Source organism: Parazoarcus sp. PS-13 R2A, from assembly GCF_057621855.1.
The window spans coordinates 120,781-139,506 of sequence record NZ_JBYEXN010000008.1 but is presented as its reverse complement, the minus strand read 5'-3'; the positions used below and the strand labels follow the sequence as shown (position 1 = coordinate 139,506).

Annotated in this window: 21 protein-coding genes; 4 read left to right on the top strand and 17 right to left on the bottom strand. The window is 63.4% G+C overall.

The annotated features are described in order from the left end of the window. Positions 1-13: 13 nt before the first annotated feature. From AC22G6_RS09740 to AC22G6_RS09730, 3 genes are read right to left on the bottom strand one after another with little or no spacing between them, the layout of a single operon-like run. The gene (locus AC22G6_RS09740) at positions 14-1,192 is read right to left on the bottom strand and encodes a vWA domain-containing protein (RefSeq protein ID WP_487366622.1); all 1,179 of its coding nucleotides are present in this window, start codon (positions 1,190-1,192) and stop codon (positions 14-16) included. Beyond that, positions 1,192-2,598, bottom strand: coding sequence for an EAL and HDOD domain-containing protein (locus AC22G6_RS09735; protein WP_487366621.1), 1,407 nt, complete (start codon positions 2,596-2,598; stop codon positions 1,192-1,194). The genes AC22G6_RS09740 and AC22G6_RS09735 overlap by 1 nt, the downstream gene beginning before the upstream one ends. A gap of 10 nt (positions 2,599-2,608) precedes the next feature. Continuing rightward, entirely contained in the window at positions 2,609-3,460 is an 852-nt protein-coding gene (locus AC22G6_RS09730; protein ID WP_487366620.1) for an AAA family ATPase, read from the bottom strand. Between the two features lie 155 nt (positions 3,461-3,615). On the opposite strand from AC22G6_RS09730, the gene AC22G6_RS09725 reads away from it, so the two are divergent. Together AC22G6_RS09725 and AC22G6_RS09720 are read left to right on the top strand one after the other, a co-directional pair. After that, a complete protein-coding gene (locus tag AC22G6_RS09725; RefSeq protein WP_487366619.1) occupies positions 3,616-3,936 on the top strand; it encodes a c-type cytochrome in 321 nt (106 codons plus the stop codon). After that, the gene (locus tag AC22G6_RS09720; RefSeq protein ID WP_487366618.1) at positions 3,933-4,265 is read left to right on the top strand and encodes a c-type cytochrome; all 333 of its coding nucleotides are present in this window, start codon (positions 3,933-3,935) and stop codon (positions 4,263-4,265) included. Before AC22G6_RS09725 ends, AC22G6_RS09720 begins: the two co-directional genes overlap by 4 nt. 30 nt (positions 4,266-4,295) lie before the next feature. Here the strand turns inward: AC22G6_RS09720 and AC22G6_RS09715 are convergent, their stop codons facing one another. From AC22G6_RS09715 to AC22G6_RS09660, 12 genes are all read right to left on the bottom strand, one after another. Continuing rightward, on the bottom strand, positions 4,296-4,727 hold the full coding sequence (locus AC22G6_RS09715; protein WP_487366617.1) for a DUF1841 family protein: 432 nt from the start codon (positions 4,725-4,727) through the stop codon (positions 4,296-4,298). A 31-nt stretch (positions 4,728-4,758) separates the two neighbouring features. Continuing rightward, the gene (gene nth, locus AC22G6_RS09710) at positions 4,759-5,391 is read right to left on the bottom strand and encodes an endonuclease III (RefSeq protein WP_487366655.1); all 633 of its coding nucleotides are present in this window, start codon (positions 5,389-5,391) and stop codon (positions 4,759-4,761) included. Between the two features lie 11 nt (positions 5,392-5,402). Continuing rightward, a complete protein-coding gene (locus AC22G6_RS09705) occupies positions 5,403-6,113 on the bottom strand; it encodes an electron transport complex subunit E (RefSeq protein ID WP_108948532.1) in 711 nt (236 codons plus the stop codon). 13 nt (positions 6,114-6,126) lie between these two features. Beyond that, positions 6,127-6,789: an electron transport complex subunit RsxG gene (rsxG, locus tag AC22G6_RS09700; RefSeq protein WP_487366616.1), complete on the bottom strand. Its 663-nt coding sequence runs from the start codon at positions 6,787-6,789 to the stop codon at positions 6,127-6,129. Next, entirely contained in the window at positions 6,786-7,790 is a 1,005-nt protein-coding gene (locus AC22G6_RS09695; protein WP_487366615.1) for an RnfABCDGE type electron transport complex subunit D, read from the bottom strand. The genes rsxG and AC22G6_RS09695 overlap by 4 nt, the downstream gene beginning before the upstream one ends. Before the next feature lie 4 nt (positions 7,791-7,794). After that, positions 7,795-9,495 carry an electron transport complex subunit RsxC gene (gene rsxC / locus AC22G6_RS09690; protein WP_487366614.1) on the bottom strand — a complete coding sequence of 567 codons (1,701 nt, stop codon included), beginning with the start codon at positions 9,493-9,495 and terminating at the stop codon, positions 7,795-7,797. Next, complete coding sequence (gene rsxB / locus AC22G6_RS09685) at positions 9,492-10,043, bottom strand: electron transport complex subunit RsxB (protein WP_108948528.1); 552 nt, start codon at positions 10,041-10,043, stop codon at positions 9,492-9,494. The genes rsxC and rsxB overlap by 4 nt, the downstream gene beginning before the upstream one ends. Positions 10,044-10,147: 104 nt before the next feature. Then, a complete protein-coding gene (gene rsxA / locus AC22G6_RS09680) occupies positions 10,148-10,732 on the bottom strand; it encodes an electron transport complex subunit RsxA (RefSeq protein WP_487366613.1) in 585 nt (194 codons plus the stop codon). A gap of 100 nt (positions 10,733-10,832) precedes the next feature. Further along, entirely contained in the window at positions 10,833-11,837 is a 1,005-nt protein-coding gene (locus AC22G6_RS09675; RefSeq protein ID WP_487366612.1) for a quinone-dependent dihydroorotate dehydrogenase, read from the bottom strand. Positions 11,838-11,905: 68 nt separating this feature from the next. Beyond that, the gene (locus tag AC22G6_RS09670; RefSeq protein ID WP_487366611.1) at positions 11,906-12,631 is read right to left on the bottom strand and encodes an arginyltransferase; all 726 of its coding nucleotides are present in this window, start codon (positions 12,629-12,631) and stop codon (positions 11,906-11,908) included. Continuing rightward, the gene (gene aat, locus AC22G6_RS09665) at positions 12,604-13,371 is read right to left on the bottom strand and encodes a leucyl/phenylalanyl-tRNA--protein transferase (RefSeq protein WP_487366610.1); all 768 of its coding nucleotides are present in this window, start codon (positions 13,369-13,371) and stop codon (positions 12,604-12,606) included. The genes AC22G6_RS09670 and aat overlap by 28 nt, the downstream gene beginning before the upstream one ends. Beyond that, a complete protein-coding gene (locus AC22G6_RS09660; RefSeq protein WP_108948523.1) occupies positions 13,368-14,474 on the bottom strand; it encodes an ABC transporter ATP-binding protein in 1,107 nt (368 codons plus the stop codon). The genes aat and AC22G6_RS09660 overlap by 4 nt, the downstream gene beginning before the upstream one ends. 158 nt (positions 14,475-14,632) lie before the next feature. Here AC22G6_RS09660 and AC22G6_RS09655 point away from each other — a divergent pair, with 158 nt between their 5' ends. Further along, positions 14,633-16,258 (top strand): ABC transporter permease, encoded by a 1,626-nt coding sequence (locus AC22G6_RS09655; RefSeq protein WP_487366609.1) that lies wholly within the window; start codon positions 14,633-14,635, stop codon positions 16,256-16,258. A gap of 317 nt (positions 16,259-16,575) precedes the next feature. On the opposite strand, the gene AC22G6_RS09650 is transcribed toward AC22G6_RS09655, so the two are convergent. Next, on the bottom strand, positions 16,576-17,598 hold the full coding sequence (locus tag AC22G6_RS09650; RefSeq protein ID WP_487366608.1) for a Fe(3+) ABC transporter substrate-binding protein: 1,023 nt from the start codon (positions 17,596-17,598) through the stop codon (positions 16,576-16,578). A gap of 121 nt (positions 17,599-17,719) precedes the next feature. On the opposite strand from AC22G6_RS09650, the gene AC22G6_RS09645 reads away from it, so the two are divergent. After that, a complete protein-coding gene (locus AC22G6_RS09645; RefSeq protein ID WP_487366607.1) occupies positions 17,720-18,070 on the top strand; it encodes a DUF2325 domain-containing protein in 351 nt (116 codons plus the stop codon). Positions 18,071-18,155: 85 nt separating this feature from the next. On the opposite strand, the gene AC22G6_RS09640 is transcribed toward AC22G6_RS09645, so the two are convergent. Continuing rightward, on the bottom strand, positions 18,156-18,704 hold the full coding sequence (locus AC22G6_RS09640; RefSeq protein ID WP_487366606.1) for a C40 family peptidase: 549 nt from the start codon (positions 18,702-18,704) through the stop codon (positions 18,156-18,158). Positions 18,705-18,726 lie beyond the last annotated feature (22 nt).

Sequence of the window (18,726 nt, the reverse complement as noted above, 5' to 3'; positions counted from 1 at the left end):
CGCTTGCGCCGCTTCAGTGCTTCTTCGATAGCGACTGCATCGTCCGCGACAAACCGTCCAGCGTCATCGGAAACATCCGCCCGCCCACGAGCTGGCGGATCAGTTCGATGGACTTGCGGTAGTCCCACAGGCGCTCGGGCTCCGGGTTGAGCCAGGCTGCAGCCGGATAGGCATCGAGCAGGCGTCGCAGCCAGGCCGCGCCCGGTTCGGCGTTCATGTGTTCGATGGACCCGTGCTGGTGCACGATCTCGTACGGGCTCATGGTGGCGTCGCCGACGAATATCAGCTTGTAGTCGGGGCCGAAGCGGTGAATGACGTCCTGCAAGGGGATGCGTTCAGTGTGGCGGCGTGTGCTGTCGCGCCATACGGTTTCATAAACGCAGTTGTGAAAGTAGAAATACTCGAGGTGTTTGAACTCGCTGCGACAGGCTGAAAACAGCTCTTCGCAGACTTTGACGTGATCGTCCATCGAGCCGCCGACGTCGAGAAACAGCAGCACCTTCACTGCGTTGTGGCGCTCGGGACGCATCATCAGGTCGAGCCATCCCGCATTGCGCGCGGTGGCGGCGATGGTGCCGTCGAGATCCAGCTCCTCTGCTGCGCCTTCGCGGGCGAAGCGGCGCAGACGACGCAGGGCGACCTTGATGTTGCGCGTGCCGAGTTCGATGCTGTCGTCCAGGTTCCGGTATTCGCGCCGGTCCCACACCTTGACCGCGGTTCTGTTGCCGGCAGATTCGCCGCCGACACGAATGCCTTCGGGGTGCGTGCCGTTATTGCCGAATGGCGAGCTACCGCCAGTTCCCACCCATTTCGACCCGCCCTGATGCCGGCCTTTCTGCTCTTCGAGGCGTTTGCGGAAGGTCTCCATCAAGGCGTCCCATCCGAGTTTCTCGAGCTTGGCCTGCTCCTCGGGGGAGAGGTGCTTCTTCATCGCGGCCCGAAGCCACTCCTCGGGGAGGTCGACGTCGAGACCGGGCAGCGAGGAGACTTCCCGGAAATAGGTCCCGAAGGCCTGGTCGAAGCGGTCGTAGAGTGCTTCGTCCTTGATCAGGCAGGTGCGCGACCACAGGTAGAAATCATCCAGAGAATGACCGCAGATGCCCTGGCGCAAACCTTCGAGCAGGCTCAGAAACTCGCGGGTGGAAACCGGGAGACGGCTGGCTTTCAGGTGGAGAAAGAAATCGATCAGCATTACGCCCCGGCCTGCTGGATCTCCAGCGCCCAGGCGAGCGCTTGCAGATGGAATTCGGCAGCCTCCTCCGGGGTTGTCTGGCTGCGTTCGGCCGCGCTGCGGATGGCTTCGGCATCTGCACGTTCGCACGCCTGGGCCAGCATCAGCTGCGGTGCGTAGGGGCCCTCACCGCGCATGATGGCCGCTTCGATCTCGGAGGCAACGGCGAGCGATGTCATCGCGCGCTCCATCGGCACCTTCAGCACGACGTCGATGAGCGACAGCAGTCCGGTCAGGAAGAGGGACTCGCGTTCAGCCGCGCTGAGCCTGGCGCCGATCAGTTCCATCATCCGGGCGCGGACGAGCGCGGTCTCGAGAACGGCCGAAGCACGCCCTTCCTTGTCGTCCGTGCTGCACATCAGCAACATCACCCAGCGATAGAGTTTGTCGCGGCCGAGCAGGATCAGCGCCCGCTCGATTGAGGAAACGTGTTCGGACAGGCCGTTCGCCGCAGAGTTGATGTATCGCAGCAGGCGTACCGCCAGTGCGGCGTCCTGCTTGAGAAGGGCAACGATCTCGTCGGTTTCCGCCTGCTTGCGCAGCTTGCCGGCCAGCATCGCCAGGCGTGCGAAATTGGGGCCAAGATTATGGTCCTGCCAATCTTCACGGCTGGTGATGAAGGGGCCCTGAAAGAGGCTGGCACCAAGCTTGAAGCAGAAGTTGAAGTCTTCCAGGCCGGGCAGTTCGCGCACCAGCAAGGTGGCCCGGGGAGCGTGTTCGACAACGCTTGCGGTCAGCGCCAGCGCCGCTTCGGCGGTGAGCTGCGGGGCACGGACGACGACGACGTCGGCTTCGGGCAGCAGGTCGGCAAAACCCGGTTCGGATACCGGGTCGGGCAGGCCGATTCGATATCCGATGGCACGCAAACGGCGGACCGTTGCCAGCAGGGCATCGTGCGCCGGCGCGCCCGCATCGGGCAGGCGTGTCAGGACAAGAACCGTATTGGCCGCCGGCAGATGCAGAACGCATTCGTGGTCAATGAAGGAGTCGGGGACGTCGATGAATGCCGATCGCGGCCCAAGCAGCTTGCCGATGTCGGCATGTACCAGACTGTTGACCAGCACTTCGGCGTAAAGGTGGTGGACCCGCCGGGAACTGCTGCGGATGTGGTTGCGTGCCGCCTCCTGCAACAGGAACTGGTAACCGGCGATCTTCTGTTTGCGGTTGAGCACCGCTTCGCGGCAGATGAAGGTGGCGCCGATCTCCTGTGCGGCTGCCGTGGCCTCGGCGGACGCTGTGGCTGGCGGGCCCGCACGCAGCGGCGCCTGGCGGTTGAGTTTCTCGAAGCCTGCGGCCTGAGTGACGGGCTGCGGAGCGGGTGTCGGTGTGCGGCGTCCGAAGAGCCAGTTCAGGAGGGTCTTGAACATGATTCTGATCTCAGCGGTTCTGGCGGGCCATATGGACGAGGCGTTCGAAGAGGTGCATGTCCTGTTCGTTCTTCAACAGCGCGCCTGCGAGTGGCGGGACGATGGCCTTGTTGTCCTGTGAGCGCAGGGCTTCGGGCGGGATGTCCTCGGCCACCAGCAGCTTGAGCCAGTCGATGAGCTCGGATGTCGACGGCTTTTTCTTCAGGCCGGGTACATCGCGCAGGCCGAAGAAGACCTCCATGGCCTCGGTCAGCAGGGCCTTGCGGATGCCGGGGAAATGCACGTCAACAATCTGCTGCATGGTGTCGCGGTCGGGAAAACGGATGTAGTGGAAGAAGCACCTGCGCAGGAAGGCGTCGGGCAGTTCCTTTTCGTTGTTCGACGTGATGAAGACGATGGGGCGATGGCGCGCGCGAACGGTGTTGCGCGTTTCGTAGACATGAAACTCCATGCGGTCGAGCTCGCGCAGGAGGTCGTTGGGAAATTCGATGTCGGCCTTGTCGACCTCGTCGATCAGCACGACCGTCGGGCTTTCAGCCTCGAAAGCCTGCCACAGCACCCCCTTCACGATGTAGTTGGCGATGTCCTTGACGCGATCGTCGCCGAGCTGGGAATCGCGCAGCCGCGAGACCGCATCGTATTCATAGAGACCCTGCTGGGCCTTGGTCGTGGACTTGATGTGCCACTGCAGCAAGGGCAGCCCGAGTGCCGTCGCCACCTCTTCGGCAAGCATGGTTTTTCCGGTGCCTGGCTCTCCCTTGATCAGAAGCGGGCGTTGCAGGCGAATGGCTGCATTGACCGCAAGCATCAGGTCGGGCGTGGCAACGTACTGCTCGCTGCCTTCGAAGCGAAGTTGGGACATCCGGGAATCCTCTGATTAATTTTTATTGATTATAGGGCTAGGGTTCCCGATGAATCACGCATGACATAAAACCAGATGCAGGATTGCGCCGGATGGAAACGGCATGCAGTCCGAAAAAGTGCGGTTCAGCCTGCTTCCAACACAGAGGAGACACCATGCAGGGACGACATCTGCTTCTGGCTGCCATGATGGCAGCATTGAGCACAGGAGTACAGGCAGCAGGCGGGAGTGCCGAGGCTGGAAAGGAGAAGACCGCTGCCTGTATCGGCTGTCACGGCATACCGGGGTACAGGACGAGTTACCCTGAGGTCTACTCCGTGCCGAAGCTGGGCGGGCAGCATCCGGAGTACATCGTGCGCGCGCTCCAGGCCTACAAGGCGGGCGAGCGGAGCCATCAGAGCATGCAGGGCATTGCAGGTTCGCTCTCTGACCAGGACATGGCAGACCTCGCGGCCTACTACGGAGGTGAGCGATGAGTGCTCAAACACGACGTTGTCTGGTTCCGCTCCTGGTGCTCGGCCTGTTTTGCGGCGGTCTCGCGCATGGCGCCGACCCCCTCAAGGGCAAGGAGAAATCAACGGTTTGTGCCGCCTGTCACGGTGCGGATGGCAACAGTCAGACACCGGAGTTTCCGCGCATTGCCGGGCAGCACGAGGATTACCTGCTGCGCGCGCTGCTGGACTACAAGCGCGGTGACCGCAAGAACCCGATCATGGCGGCCCAGGTCGAGAACCTCGAGAAGCAGGATCTGGCCGATCTCGCTGCGTGGTACGCCAGCCAGAGCGGGCTGGTGCTCAAGCGTTAGCGCAGCGTCGAGATGGGCGCGGGCACCGGCTCACAGCAGGCCGGCCCGCCGCCGTACGCAGGTCAGGTAGGCCAGGCCGTCCGGTGGGGCGTTATTGCGCTGGGCGTTGAAAATGGTCTCGCCGAGGCATTCGAGCACGTCGTGAAGCGCATCGTGGCGATTGCCCCGTTGCGCGCAGGCGGCATCGAAGGCCGCGCGCAGCCCGGGCGGCTGGTCGATCGAGAGCTGTTCCTCGATCGCAAGGTGGAGCGACAGGTGCAGGAAGGGGTTGACCTGCCCGTCCTCTGGTGCGAAATCGCGATCGACGGCTTCCGGGTCTTCGACCAGCGTGTGGTACTCGGGGTGGTTCTGCAGGATGTCGGCTGCAATGGTTTCGAGCGGGGTCAGCACCTCGCGCGTGGTGTGCTTGCGCCAGGCGTCGATGAAGAAGGTGCGAACCTGGTCACGTGAAGGATTGAACATGGGCGCTCTCTGAGTTTGGGGCGCGGCCGCATCAGGCCGTCTTGTCGCGGAATCCGCACAGATCCCACACGATGCAGGCTTCGCAGGCGGGTTTGCGCGCGGTGCAGGTATAGCGTCCGTGAAGGATCAGCCAGTGGTGTGCATCGAGCAGATATTCTTTCGGGATGCGTTTCATCAGCGCATGTTCGACTTCCAGGACGTCCTTGCCCGGTGCGAGGCCGGTGCGGTTGGAGACACGGAAGATATGGGTGTCCACTGCCATTACGGGCTGGCGGAAAACGGTGTTGAGGACCACATTGGCGGTCTTGCGTCCCACACCCGGCAAGGCCTCCAGCGCCTCGCGGCTCTGCGGCACTTCTCCGCCATGGCGCTCTAGCAGCAGACGCGACAGCGCGACCGTATTCTTCGCCTTGTTGCGGAACAGGCCGATGGTCTTGATGTGTTCGGCAACCTCTTCTTCGCCGAGCGTGATCATCGCTTCGGGTGTCGGCGCTGCCGCAAACAGGCGGCGGGTCGCGAGGTTTACGCTCTTGTCCGTCGCCTGCGCCGAGAGCACGACGGCGACCAGCAGCTGGAAGGGCGTCGCGTATTCAAGCTCGGTTTTCGGGTCCGGATTGGCGGCCGAGAGGCGGTGGAAGAAGGCTTCGATGGCCTCGCGCTTCATCTTCGCCATGTTTAACCGGCCGCGGGCCTTGCTTCAGGGGTTGCGCTCTCAGCTTCGGCGGATGCAGCGGGCCGCATGCGGGCACGTGCGGCAAGCCGGGTGTTGATCGCGTTGTAGAGTGCGATCAGGCAGCCAAGCGCGAAGAATGCGCCCGGCGGCAGGATGGTGATCAGGAAGCCGGGGTAGTCGTCGCCGAAAATCACCAGTGCAGACGCATCGGGGAAGATCATCTCGATGCCCGAAAACAGCGTACCGGTGCCGATCAGCTCGCGGATCCCGCCGAGAACGGCGAGCACCCACAGCAGGCCGAGCCCCATCAGCAGCCCGTCGATGGTGGAGGACAGGGCGTCGTTCTTGGCTGCAAAAGCCTCCACCCGGGCCAGCACGATGCAGTTGGTGACGATCAGCGGAATGAAGATGCCGAGCACCAGATAAAGACTGTGCAGCCAGGCGTTGAACGCCAGGTCCACCACCGTGACGAGCGCGGCGATGATCAGGATGAACACGGGAATGCGGATCTCGTAGGGGATGAAGTTGCGCAGGCTGGCCACTGCGAGGTTGGCCAGCGCCATCACCAGGATGGTGGCCAGTCCGAGGCTGACCGCATTGACCATATTTGTGCTGATGGCAAGAATCGGGCAGAGGCCGAGCAGCTGGGCCAGGCCGGGGTTCTGTTTCCACAGGCCGTTGAAGGCACTTTCGCGAAATGTCTGCATGTTCATGGCAATGCCTCTTTTACAGCTTGCTGCCCGACTCGGCGGAGAACAGTGCATCCGCCCGCTCGACGCCGAACGCGACGGCGCGGGCAATCGCGCCGGTCATGGCCCGGGCACTGATGGTTGCACCCGTGTGAAAGTCGAAGGTGCCGCCATCCTTGCGAACGGTCCACTTTGCGTTATCGACCTCGGACCAGCGCACGCCTTCGAACTGGGTGATCCAGGGCTGCTTCTTGTTGCGGTCCTTTTTCGGATCGATGTAGTCCCCGAGTCCCGGCGTTTCCTTGTGGTTTGTCACCCGCACGCCAATGACGGTTCCATCCCCGCGCAGGGCAACGATGAAGGCGATACGGCCTGCGTAGCCGTCGCCGGCCGCGGCTTCGAGGATCATGGCCACGGGCTCGCCCGATTTGCGCGCGCGCCAGACGCGTTTGACATCGTCGGGCCCGAGCGCCTGTGCGCCGGCGACCGTGATCACATCGGCGAGCAGATCGTTATCGTAACTGTCGGGTGGCAGGACCTCGTTGATGAGGCGCATCTGCTCTTCCTGAACCGAGGCCTCGATGGCGGGGCGGGTCGTGTCATAGGTGAAAGCCATCACCGCGGTAAACACCACGGTGAAGATGATCATGATCGCTGCCGTGCGCAGCGAAGTTCGCATGGCGGAATACTTGTTGCTCACGAGTTCGGCCCTCCGCGATGGCCGAAGACCGCGGGCTGGGTCTTCATGTCGATCAGGGGGACGCAGATGTTCATCAGCAGCACGGCAAAGGCGATGCCTTCCGGGTAGGCGCCGAAGGCGCGGATCAGGTACGCGATCAGTCCGATGCCTGCTGCGAAGATGAGCTTGCCGCGCGGCGTGGTTGCGCCTGATACCGGGTCGGTGACGATGAAGAACGCGGCCAGCATGGCCCCGCCGGTGGCGAGGTGAAACAGGGGCGAGGCGAACTGATCGGGGTGAAAGAGCCAGAATACGCCGGACGTGACCGCCAGGCCGGCAAGAAAGCCGGTGGGCAGGTGCCAGGTGATGGTGCGGGTCAGCAGCAGGAACAGTCCGCCGAGCAGATAGCCGCCGGCAATCCACTCCCAGCCACGTCCGCCGAGCAGGCCGTAGGTGCTGGTTTGCAGCAGCTCGCCCACGTTGGTGTCGCCGCGCAGGCCTGTGCGCAGGGTATCGAGCGCCGTCGCGCCGGTCACCGCGTCAAGCTCGCGCAGTCCGCCGAGAATGAGGTGAAGCTGGGTGTCGAAGCTCACCGTACCGGCAACCGGCCATTGCGACATCAGTGACGGGTAGGCCACGATCATCGTGCAGTAGGCGGCCATTGCCGGATTGAAGGGGTTCTGTCCGAGGCCGCCGTAAAGGTGTTTCACCGCAACGATGGCAACGAGCACGGCAAACATGGTGAGCCACCATGGCACGATGGGCGGAAATGCGAGCGCCACCAGCCATGCGGTGACGACGGCAGAGAGGTCGGTTGCGGCCAGCATGACCGGGCGCTTGCGCAGGCTGAGCATCAGCACTTCGGCGGCGACCGCAGTGACCGACGCGATGGCCAGATTGACCAGAATGCCGGCGCCGATCTGCCACACGTAGGCGGCGATGCCGGGTATGAGCGCGAGCAGCACGTTGAGCATGACGCGCTGGACGCTCGCCGGTTTGCGGATGTAGGGAGAGTGGATCATCGGCTCAGGAGGTGGATTCGGGTGAGCGTTCGGATGGGGGCTCACCGGCAGGCGCAGCAGGATCGACCAGTGCAGCCTTGATCCGGCGCGCATCGATTTCGGCGATTTCTTTTTCGGTGTCCGGGCTCAGCGCTTCGGTGTTACGCGCCTGCACGGCCTCCTTCTGCGCTTTGGCACGTGCCAGCGCGGCGGCGATCAGGGCCTTCTTGGGATCTTCCTCGCTACTTGCTGCGGTTGCGGCCGCGGGAGCGGTCGCATCCTTGTCCGCCAGTTTTGCACGGGTTTCCGCCGCCTTGGCCGCGAGCTTGGCGGCTTTCTCTTCCTTTTCGCGTTCCTGCCGGAAATTGCGGAACTCGAATCGGTCGCGGGCCTGGTCTGCCGCCGATTTTTCACGCTCGCGCGCCCAGATTTCGCTCTTGGCAAAGCGGTAGTAATCGACCAGCGGAATGTGGGACGGGCAGACGTAGCTGCAGCAGCCGCATTCGATGCAGTCGAACAGGTTGTACTCCTGGGCCTTGCCGAAGTTGTGGGCGCGGCTGAACCAGTAGAGTTCGAAGGGCTGCAGTTCGGCAGGGCAGGCGCGCGCACACTCGCCGCAGCGGATGCAGGGCTGCTCGGGCGGCGGTGGTGGAAACAGCGCAGGCGATGCCGAAATGATGCAGTTCGTGCCCTTGACCACCGGTACATCGAGGCGTGGCAGTGCGAAACCCATCATCGGGCCACCCATCAGGGTGCGGTCGGTATCGGGTTTGGGGGCACACAGCGTGAGCAGGTGCGCAATCGGTGTGCCGATCAGCACCTCGTAGTTGCCGGGACGGGCGACATTGCCGGTGAGAGTGAGCACACGGGACACCAGCGGTTCGCCGTGAGCAAGTGCCCGGTACACCGCATGTGCGGTACCGACGTTGAAGCACTGGACGCCGAACTCTGCGCCAAGCTTGCCGTAGGGAATCTCGACTCCGGTGAGAACACGGATCAGCTGCTTTTCGCCGCCTGCCGGGTAGAGCGAAGGAACCGCGATCACCGCCACGTCGCCTTCGACGCTGCCTGCCGCAGCCTGCATTGCGGCGATGGCTTCGGGCTTGTTGTCCTCGATTCCGATCACGAGACGGCGTGCGCCGATGAGTTCGCGCAGGATGGTGGCGCCGGCGAGGATGTCGGCAGCGCGCTCGCGCATCAGCCTGTCGTCACAGGTAATCCAGGGTTCGCACTCTGCGCCGTTGAGGATCAGGGTGTCGATGCCGCTGCCACGGCCGAGCTTGACGTGGCTGGGAAAGGTGGCACCACCGAGGCCGACGATGCCGCAGTCGCGCAGCTGTGCAAGCGTCTGTTCCCGTGTTGCTCCGTGGTAATCGAAGGGCTGATGGTCTGCCCAGCGATCATCGCCGTCGGGCTCGATCACCACGCAGCGCGTGTTCAGACCTGACGGGTGGGCCAGCGGATACAGCCCGAACTCCACGACGGTACCTGAGGTCGGCGCGTGCACGGCGGTGCCGAGCGTGCCTTCGGCTTCGCCGATCCGCTCACCCTTGAGCACGTGCTGGCCCGGACTGACGATGCAGCGCGCGGTTGCACGCGTGCTCTGACGCAGCGGAACGATCAGGCGGGTCGGCATTGGCGCCGCCTGGATGGGGGCGTTTGCCGATTCGTTCTTGTGCGCGTCGGGCTTGACCCCGCCGCGGAAATTGAAGAGGCGCGCGATCATGCGGATTTCCTGAGTTCGATGACCGGATACTTCCATTTCCAGGTCTGCACCGTGTCGGGCACCTGCACCATGGTGATGCAGTCGACAGGGCAGGGCGCAAGACAGAGTTCGCAACCGGTGCACAGGGGTTCGACGACGGTATGCATCTGCTTGGCGGCGCCAACGATGGCGTCCACCGGGCAGGCCTGAATGCACAGCGTGCAGCCGATGCAGGTCTGTTCGTCGATCAGGGCCACGGATTTGGGCTTTTCCACGCCATGCTCTTCGGAGAGCGGCTTGAACTCGCGCCCGAGCAGGTCAGCGAGCTTGCGGATGCCCTCTTCACCGCCGGGGGGGCACTGGTTGATGTCGGCCTCGCCCTTCGCGATGGCTTCGGCATAGGGCTTGCACCCCGGATAGCTGCACTGGCCGCACTGTGTCTGCGGCAGGATGGCATCGATTTTCTCGACCAGGGGGTCGCCTTCCACCTTGAAGCGGATGGCGGCATAGCCCAGTGCTGCGCCGAGCACCAGGGCAATCCCGGTCATGATGAGTAGGGCAGAGAGCATTCGGTTTCAGTCGATCAGTGGGTGCGAGCGTAGTCTGCTGCGCGCTGCGCGGACTTGCGCCAGATCAGGAATGTGTTTCGTCGTGGGTGGAGTGGCGACCCGCATCAGTGAAAACGGTCCAGTCCGGCGAAGCCCATGAAGGCCAGGCTCATGAAGCCTGCGGTGATCATGGCGATCGCGGTGCCCTTGAACGGCTGCGGAACATCGGCGCCGTCGAGACGTTCACGGATGCCTGCAAACAGCACCAGGGCCAGGGTGAAGCCGACCGAGGAGCCGAAACCGAACAGCAGCGACTCGAGCAGGTTGTGGCGCAGACCGACGTTGAGCAGCGGAACGCCCAGCACGGCACAGTTGGTGGTGATCAGCGGCAGGTAGATGCCCAGCACCTGGTGCAGCAGGGGACTCGTCTTCTGGATGACGAGTTCGGTCAGCTGGACGATTGCGGCAATCACCACGATGAAGGACAGCGTGCGCAGGTAGGCGAGATCATTCGGTACCAGAAGGTAGTGATCGATCAGGTAGCTGGAACCGGCGCCCAGTGTAAGGACGAAGGTGGTGGCCGCACCCATGCCAACCGCAGTTTCGAGTTTCTTGGAGACGCCCATGAAAGGGCACAGGCCGAGAATACGGACGAAAACCACGTTGTTGACCAGAACTGCGCCGATGACAACGAAAATATAACTGCTCATGATCCGATGGCCGGGATTAACCGCTGGATTATCCCCTTGAGCACCGGGCCACTCAAGCCCGGACGCGTTATAGCTTTATGCATTTAAGTGCGTTAGCGCCTCAGGCGCATGCACGCACGCATTCGCGCACGAGTTCGGGGCCGCGATAGACCAGTCCGCTATAGAGCTGAACCAGGCTCGCTCCGGCGTCGATCTTTGCCTTGGCGCCACGGCCGTCGAGCACGCCGCCGGCAGCGATGATCGGCAGCTCGCCGCCAAGCGCCTGGGCCAGCTGGCGCACGACAGCGGTCGACGCTTCGAACACGGGCGCACCCGACAGACCGCCCTGCTGTTCGCCGTAGCGCACGCCCTGCACCTTGTCGCGCGCGATGGTGGTGTTGGTGGCAATCACGCCGTCGATGCGATGGCGGCGCAGTGCGTCAGCGATATTGATGACCTGCTCGGGTTCGAGGTCGGGGGCAATCTTCAGCGTCAGCGGAACATAGCGGCCGTGGGTGTCGGCCAGGCGGGTCTGCGCGGTTTTGAGCTTGCCGAGCAGGTCGTCGAGTTCCGACTCGCCCTGAAGCTGTCGCAGGTTCTGGGTGTTGGGCGACGAAATATTGACGGTGACGTAGCTCGCGTGCGGATAGACCTTGTCGAGGCAGATCAGGTAGTCGTCCGCAGCGTTCTCCATCGGCGTATCGAAGTTCTTGCCGATGTTGATGCCGATAATGCCCTTGAACTTGACCCTGCTGACGTTGGCAACCAGTGCGTCGACGCCGTGGTTGTTGAAACCCATGCGGTTGATGATGCCGCGCACTTCGGGCAGGCGGAACATTCGCGGACGCGGATTGCCCGGCTGCGGGCGCGGCGTGATGGTGCCGATCTCGATGAAACCGAAGCCCATCAGGGCGAGGCCGTCGATGGCTTCGCCATTCTTGTCCAGACCGGCAGCGAGGCCGATACGGTTGGGGAAGTTCAGGCCCATCACTTCGACGGCGTCGGACGCGGCCGGCTTGCCGGCGGGCAGGATGCGGCCGGCGAGATTGAGCGAAGCGAGCGTGAACTCGTGGGCGGTTTCCGCGTCAAGCGAAAACAGGAGCGGGCGGGCGATGTTGTAGAGCATGGGGCCGGATTGTAACGATTCGGCCGGTGCGAAGCGATGCGGCTGTCCGCAATGTTTCAGCGCAGCGCCTATGCCTCGACCTCAAGCGGGCCCCATTCCCCGCGCCGATAGGCTTCAATCGGGCGAAAGCGCGCCTTGTAGGCCATTTTCCGGCTCTCGGCAATCCAGTAGCCGAGATACAGATAGGGCAGGCGAAGGCGGCGGCAGACTTCGACCTGCCACAGGATGCCGTAGGTGCCGAATGCGCAGCGCTCCGCGTCCGGATCGTAAAAGGTGTAGACGCTGGACAGGCCGTCGGTCAGGCGGTCGATGACGCTCACCATGCACAGCTTGCCTTCGTCGCGGAACTCGATGATCCGGGTATCGACATGGCTTTGCAGCAGGAAGTGCGTGTACTGCTCCCGATTGTCCAGATCCATGCCGCCGCCGGCATGGCGCGAAGCCTGGTAGCGCTGATACAGCCGGTAGTGCTCTTCGGAAAACTCAAGCCCGCATTCATTGGTTTCGAGGCCGGCGTGACGGGACCAGGCACGGCGCTGGCTGCGGTCGGGGGCGAAGCGGTTGACGGCGATTCGCACCGGCACGCAGGACTGGCAGTGATCACAGTGCGGGCGGTAGGTGAACAGCCCGCTGCGCCGAAAACCCCTGCGAACGAGGTCGCTGTACACCTGAGGATCGATCAGATGACCGGGCGAGGCCACCTGCGAGCGCGCGACGCGGTCGGGCAGATATGAGCAGGCATAGGGCGCTGTCGCATAAAACTGGATCAGGGCGTAGGGGTAGTCCTGTTGCATAGATGTGCGCCTGCGGCTCCTCCTGCAGCGTTATGGTGCCAGTCGATTCCTTGCAGCGGCCCGGATGACCATTGTCCCGGTGGCTCGCCTTCCCGTGTCCATCGTTCCAGGCCTGCCGCGAACTCGCTGCGACGAATCTCACGTGCCCCCATGGAAAGCAGGTGAGGCGTTGTCATCTGGCAATCTATCACGGCGAAATCGCGCTGTTCAAGCACGCGGGCGAGGTGTGCGAGGGCCACTTTCGAGGCGTCCGTCTCGCGCGAAAACATCGACTCGCCGAAAAATGCGCGCCCGACCGCCATGCCGTAGAGCCCGCCCACGAGTTTGCCGTCGCGCCAGCATTCCACGCTGTGGGCATAGCCGAGTTCGTGCATGCGGCAGTAGGCGGCCTGGATGTCGGGTGTGATCCAGGTTCCGCCCTCAGGTTCCCGGGGCGCTGCGCATTCGGCCATCACGGCAGCGAACGCGGTGTCGATCCGGACCTCGAACCGTCGCTGGCGCAGCACCTTGAGCAGTGAGCGTCGAATCCGGATGTGCGCAGGTGCCAGGACCAGGCGCGGGTCGGGGCTCCACCACAGGATGGGTTCGCCGTGGCTGAACCAGGGGAAAATGCCTCTGTGGTACGCAGCCAGCAGCCACTCGGGCGTCAGCGCTCCGCCGGCCGCAAGCAGGCCGTTCGGTTCGACGAGCGCGGAGTCAAGCGGCGGAAATGCCGGTGCGCCGGCCAGCCATGGAATCATCCCGGGAGCTGAACGAGTTGCAGGGTGCCTGCGCCGGCCTCGCTGCCCCTGAAGGTCACGACGTGGTCCACGTCCAGGCGGATTCCGATGCGCTCCCCGATGGCGTGGTTGTGGTGGCTGGGTACCAGCGAGAGCACTTTCGCCCCGCTGGCGAGCTTCAGGGTGTACAGGATGTCCGCGCCGCGAAAGGCCTTGTGCACCACCTCGCCGCGCATCGGGCTGGCGTCGTCATGCACGACATCGTCGGGGCGCAGCAATACGTCGAGGCTGCAATTGCGTTCGCAGTTGTCGCAACTGGTAGTGCATTCGATGGGCACGTCGCTGCGCAGGGTGCCGATTTCGACCTGTACCCGGCCGTCGTTGAGCACCATGCCGGGCAGAAACACGCCCTGGCCGATGAAGTCGGCGACGAAGCGATTCTGCGGACGGTGATAAAGATTGTAGGGGGTGTCCCACTGCTGGATCCGGCCCTCGTGCATGATGCCGATCTCATCGGCGACCGCGAATGCCTCATGCTGGTCATGGGTCACGAGAATCGCTGTCGTCCCGGTGGCCTTGATGATGTCGCGCACCTCGTGCGAAAGACGCTCGCGCAGCTCCACGTCGAGGTTGGAGAAGGGCTCGTCGAGCAGCAGCAGGCTCGGCGCCGGTGCGAGTGCGCGTGCAAGGGCGACGCGCTGTTGCTGACCGCCCGACATCTCGTGCGGATACTTGTTGCCCTGCGTGCCGAGCCCGACCAGCGCCAGCAATTCGTCCACCCGGTCGCGCTTCTCGTCGCGTCCGCGGTCACGCAGACCGAAGGCGATATTCTCGGCGACGGTGAGGTGGGGGAAGAGGGCGTAGTCCTGGAATACCATGCCCACGCGCCGGCGCTCGGGGGCGAGGTTGTAGCCCTTGCGACTCACGACCGCCCCGTCGAGCAGGATTTCACCCGCAGACACCGGTTCGAAACCGGCGATGCACCTGAGCACCGTGGTCTTGCCGCAGCCGGACGGACCCAGCAGGCAGCCGATGCTGCCTTTTTCGAGGCTGAGCGACAGGCTTTTGACAACACGGTTGCCGGCGTATGCCAGATCGATGTCGACGAGTTGCAGAAGGGACATGATTTAACGGTCCAGTGCAGGTTGTGGGATTATTGCATTGCAGCGATCGAAATGCGATCAATTATAATTTACTTGTAAGATCGCCTCAGCCCATGGCGATACGGGATATCGGGAGCAGGATGAGAGTCAGGGGATGGGAAGGGCGCTTTGGTTTGCGCATGTCGTGGCTGACAGCGGTGGCCGTCGTCATCGCGATGCTGATCGCAGCGCCAGTGCTGTCGGTGTTCTCGAACGTATTCGTTGGCGGGACGACCGCCACATGGTCGCATCTGGCCGACACGGTGCTGGGCGAGTTCGTGAGCAATACGGTCATTCTGTGCATTGGCGTCGGTCTTGGCGTGTCCTCGATCGGGGTCACCACCGCGTGGTTGACGACCATGCATGACTTTCCCGGGCGGCGCGTCTTCGAGTGGGCGCTGATCCTGCCGCTGGCCGTGCCGGCCTACGTCATGGCCTATGTGTATACGGACTTTCTGCAGTTTGTCGGGCCGGTACAGACCTGGCTTCGCGACACGTTTGGCTGGAGCCGGGCCGACTACTGGTTTCCTGACGTACGAACGGTGGGTGGCGCGGTGGTCATGTTCATGTTCGTGCTCTATCCCTACGCCTACATGATTTCGCGCTCTGCCTTTCTGGAGCGGGCCGGCGGCATGCTCGAGGCGGGGCGTTCGCTTGGCCTCGGGCCGTGGGGATGCTTCTTCCGCGTGTCGCTGCCGCTGGCCCGTCCGGCGGTGGTCGCCGGCACCGCCCTGGCGCTGATGGAGACGCTTGCCGATTTCGGCACGGTTGCCTACTTCGGCGTACAGACCTTCACCACCGGTATCTATCGTGCCTGGTTTTCGCTCGGTGACCGCATTGCCGCCGCACAGCTGTCGGCCGCACTGCTGCTGTTCGTGGTCATCGTGCTGGCGCTCGAACGTGCGACGCGTGGGCGGGCGCGTTTCAACAACACATCGCGCAATGCGGGTTCGACGATACGGCATCGGCTCTCGCCGCTGGCGGGCGCGGTTGCGGCATTTGCGTGCTTCATGCCGCTGTTTTTCGGCTTTCTGCTGCCGGCGGGCCTGCTGTTGCGGATGGCTTTCGGCGATGGCGATGCGCAGTTCGGCGAGCGTTTCGTGCAACTCGCGAGCAACAGCTTCACCCTGGCGGCGGTGACGGCGGTGCTGGCGGTGGTGCTGGCGGTGGTGCTGGCCTACGCTGCACGCATGGCACGTTCGCGGCTGCCGCTGGTGCTGAACCGGATCGTCGGGCTGGGCTATGCAGTCCCGGGCTCCGTGATTGCGGTCGGCGTGCTGATTCCGGTGACGCGGCTCGACAACTGGCTGATCGCGTGGTGGGAAGCCGCGTTTGGTGTAAACCCCGGGCTGCTGCTGACGGGCGGCATCGCGGCACTGGTGTACGCCTATCTTGCGCGCTTCCTGACCGTATCCCTGCAGACGGTGGAGTCCTCGCTGGGCAAGGTCACGCTGAGCATGGACGACGCATCACGCAGCCTCGGCTACGGGAAGTGGGCAACGCTGCGGCGGGTGCATGTTCCGATTCTGCGCGGCAGCTTGCTGACCGCCTCGCTGCTGGTGTTTGTCGATGTGATGAAGGAACTGCCTGCCACGCTGGTGATTCGCCCCTTCAACTTCGATACGCTGGCCACGCAGGCGCACACGCTCGCCTCTGACGAGCGTCTGACCGAGGCCTCGACTGCGGCCCTGACCATCGTCGTCGTGGGGTTGTTGCCGATGTTCGTGATTTCGCAGCAGATCCTCAAGGGGCGGCGAGCAGGCTGAGGCGCTGGAGCGTCGCAGCAGCCTTTCGTCGGGGCCTCGCTACCGGCAGCTTGATGGGTCGGGCAGGGGCGCGTGCTGCGCTTGCCATGGGCACGCTTCGTCGGCTGTGTTGTGTGCCGGTAGAGCGTGCAGTGATCGATGATCGGGGGAGGAAGCCGTGCTGCCACGGAGGCGCGATGCGCTAGGCAGGGATTCAAAGGCTGGATGAGTGCTTGTGGATCAGGCCTTGCGCCCGCTGTGCTGGCCAGGCACGAAGGAAAACAGCCCACGTCACCCCGGAAGGGTGGCGTGGGCTGTTTGCGTTCGCGGACGCGTGATCAGCGATAGCCGGCGCGGTCGAAAATCTTCTGCGCTTCACCGACCGTGTCGGCCAGTTTCTGGATTGGCAGGGTGTCGGCCTTGAATGCACCGAGCTTGTCGAGCGCGGGATTGCTGACCTTCACGCTGGCGACCACCGGCCATTCGTTGTTGCCATCGGCGAAATACACCTGGGCTTCATCGGATGCCAGGTATTCGAGGAACTTGACCGCAGCCGCCTTGTTCGGGGACGTCTTCAGCATGCCCGCACCGGATACGTTGATATGGGTGCCCCAGGACTTCTGGTTGGGCCATACCGGCGTGATCTTGGCGACCACGGCCTGATCGTCGGGCTTGGTGGAGTTCATCAGGCGGGCGAGGTAGTAGCTGTTGGCGATGGCAATGCCACACTCGCCAGCGGCAACCGCCTTGATCTGATCGGTGTCGCCGCCCTTGGGTGCGCGCGCAAAGTTGGCGACGATGCCCTTGGCCCATTCCTCGGTCTTGGCCGCGCCATCGTGCTGCACCAGCGCTGCGCCGAGCGAGAGGTTGTAGGGGTGGCTGCCGGAACGGGTGCATACCATGCCTTTCAGCGCCGGGTCTGCAAGGCCTTCATAGGTCTGCGCCTGCTCGGCCTTCACCATGTCCTTGTTGTAGACGATGACGCGGGCACGGGTGGAGTACGAGAACCAGTTGTCGGCACGCAGATGTGCGGGGATGCGCTCCTCCAGCAGCTTCGACTTCACCGGGGCGAAGATGCCCATTTCGTCTGCGTTGGCGAGGCGCGAAGCGTCGACCGCGATGAAGACGTCCGCAGGGCTGTTCGCGCCTTCGTTGCGGATACGCTCGAGCAATTCGTCTTCCTTGGCTTCGATCCGGTTGACCTTGATGCCGGTCTGCTTGGTGAAGTTGCCGTAGAGCGCTTCATCGGTCTGGTAGTGCCGTGCCGAGTAGATGTTGACCTCGTTGTCGGCCGCAACAGCCTGAGCACCGTAAATGCCAAAGCCTGCGAGCAGGGCGGATGCGAGAGCCTTTCTGATCATGAAGTGTTTGCCTTACAGAACGAGTTGTCGATGTCTGGATGGTAACGAGATTAATTCGCACTTGCAAATGGATCTTGTAATGGTCATCATGATTGCGAATCATTCTCAATAAGGACTCATCATGAATGCCCTGCTCGTTGGTGCCGATCGTCTGGGAAACATTCCCGATGTGTTGCAGCAGTTTGGAATCCGGATCGCTGCGCACGTCAGTGGCAGGGACAGTGCGCACCAGCGGCGCAGTGCGCCCTTGCCCGCGGGCATCGAGATGGTGATTCTGTTTACCGACTTCATCGGGCACAACGTGATGCAGCGCTTCCGCGAGGCGGCCAGCCGCGAAGGGGTGAGCCTGGTCTGTTGCCGGCGCTCGGTGTGCGCACTGCAGCAGGCTTTGGACAAACGGATTGCGATGGACAGTTGCGATCGCTGCGGTGCCTGCCCCGAGCGCAGCGCTACCGGCCGGCGCAGGCATTGAGCGCGCAGCCGTGTGAAGGCTGGGAAGGGGGGCGGGGAAGCAGTGCCGCGCGCTGGCCTCAGGCGGCAGCGGATGCCGCCACCGCTCAGTTGGTGAGTGTGGCGCTTGAGCCCGTGCCGGATGCGTCGTCGTCGAGCAGTCGGCGGGCGCCGTTGAAGCGTTTCGCCCAGTAGCTGGTGCTCATGCTCTCGACCCGCACGCTGCCGCCGCTGGACGGCGAATGCACGAAACGTCCGTCGCCGAGATAGATGCCGACATGCGAGAAAGCGCGACGCATGGTGTTGAAGAACACCAGATCGCCAGGCTTGAGTTCCTGTTTCGCTACCTTGTCGCCACGGTTTGCCATTTCATGGGCGGTACGCGGCAGGTCAAGGCCGAGGGCGTTGCGAAAGACGGCCTGAACCAGACCACTGCAGTCGAAGCCGGTTTCGGGTGAGGTGCCGCCAAAACGGTAGCCAATCCCGAGGTAGCCCATGCTCTCGTTGACGAGATTCTGGGCAGCGCTGGTGTAGCGCACGATGAGGTTTGACTGTTCCGTCACTTCGTCCGTGGGTGCCGTCTGCGCGGAGACGGTTGCCGGTAGCGCGAGAAGCGCGCTTAGCAGCAGGGGAAGAAGGTGGACGGAAATTCGCATCGCCCGGACTATACGCACCACG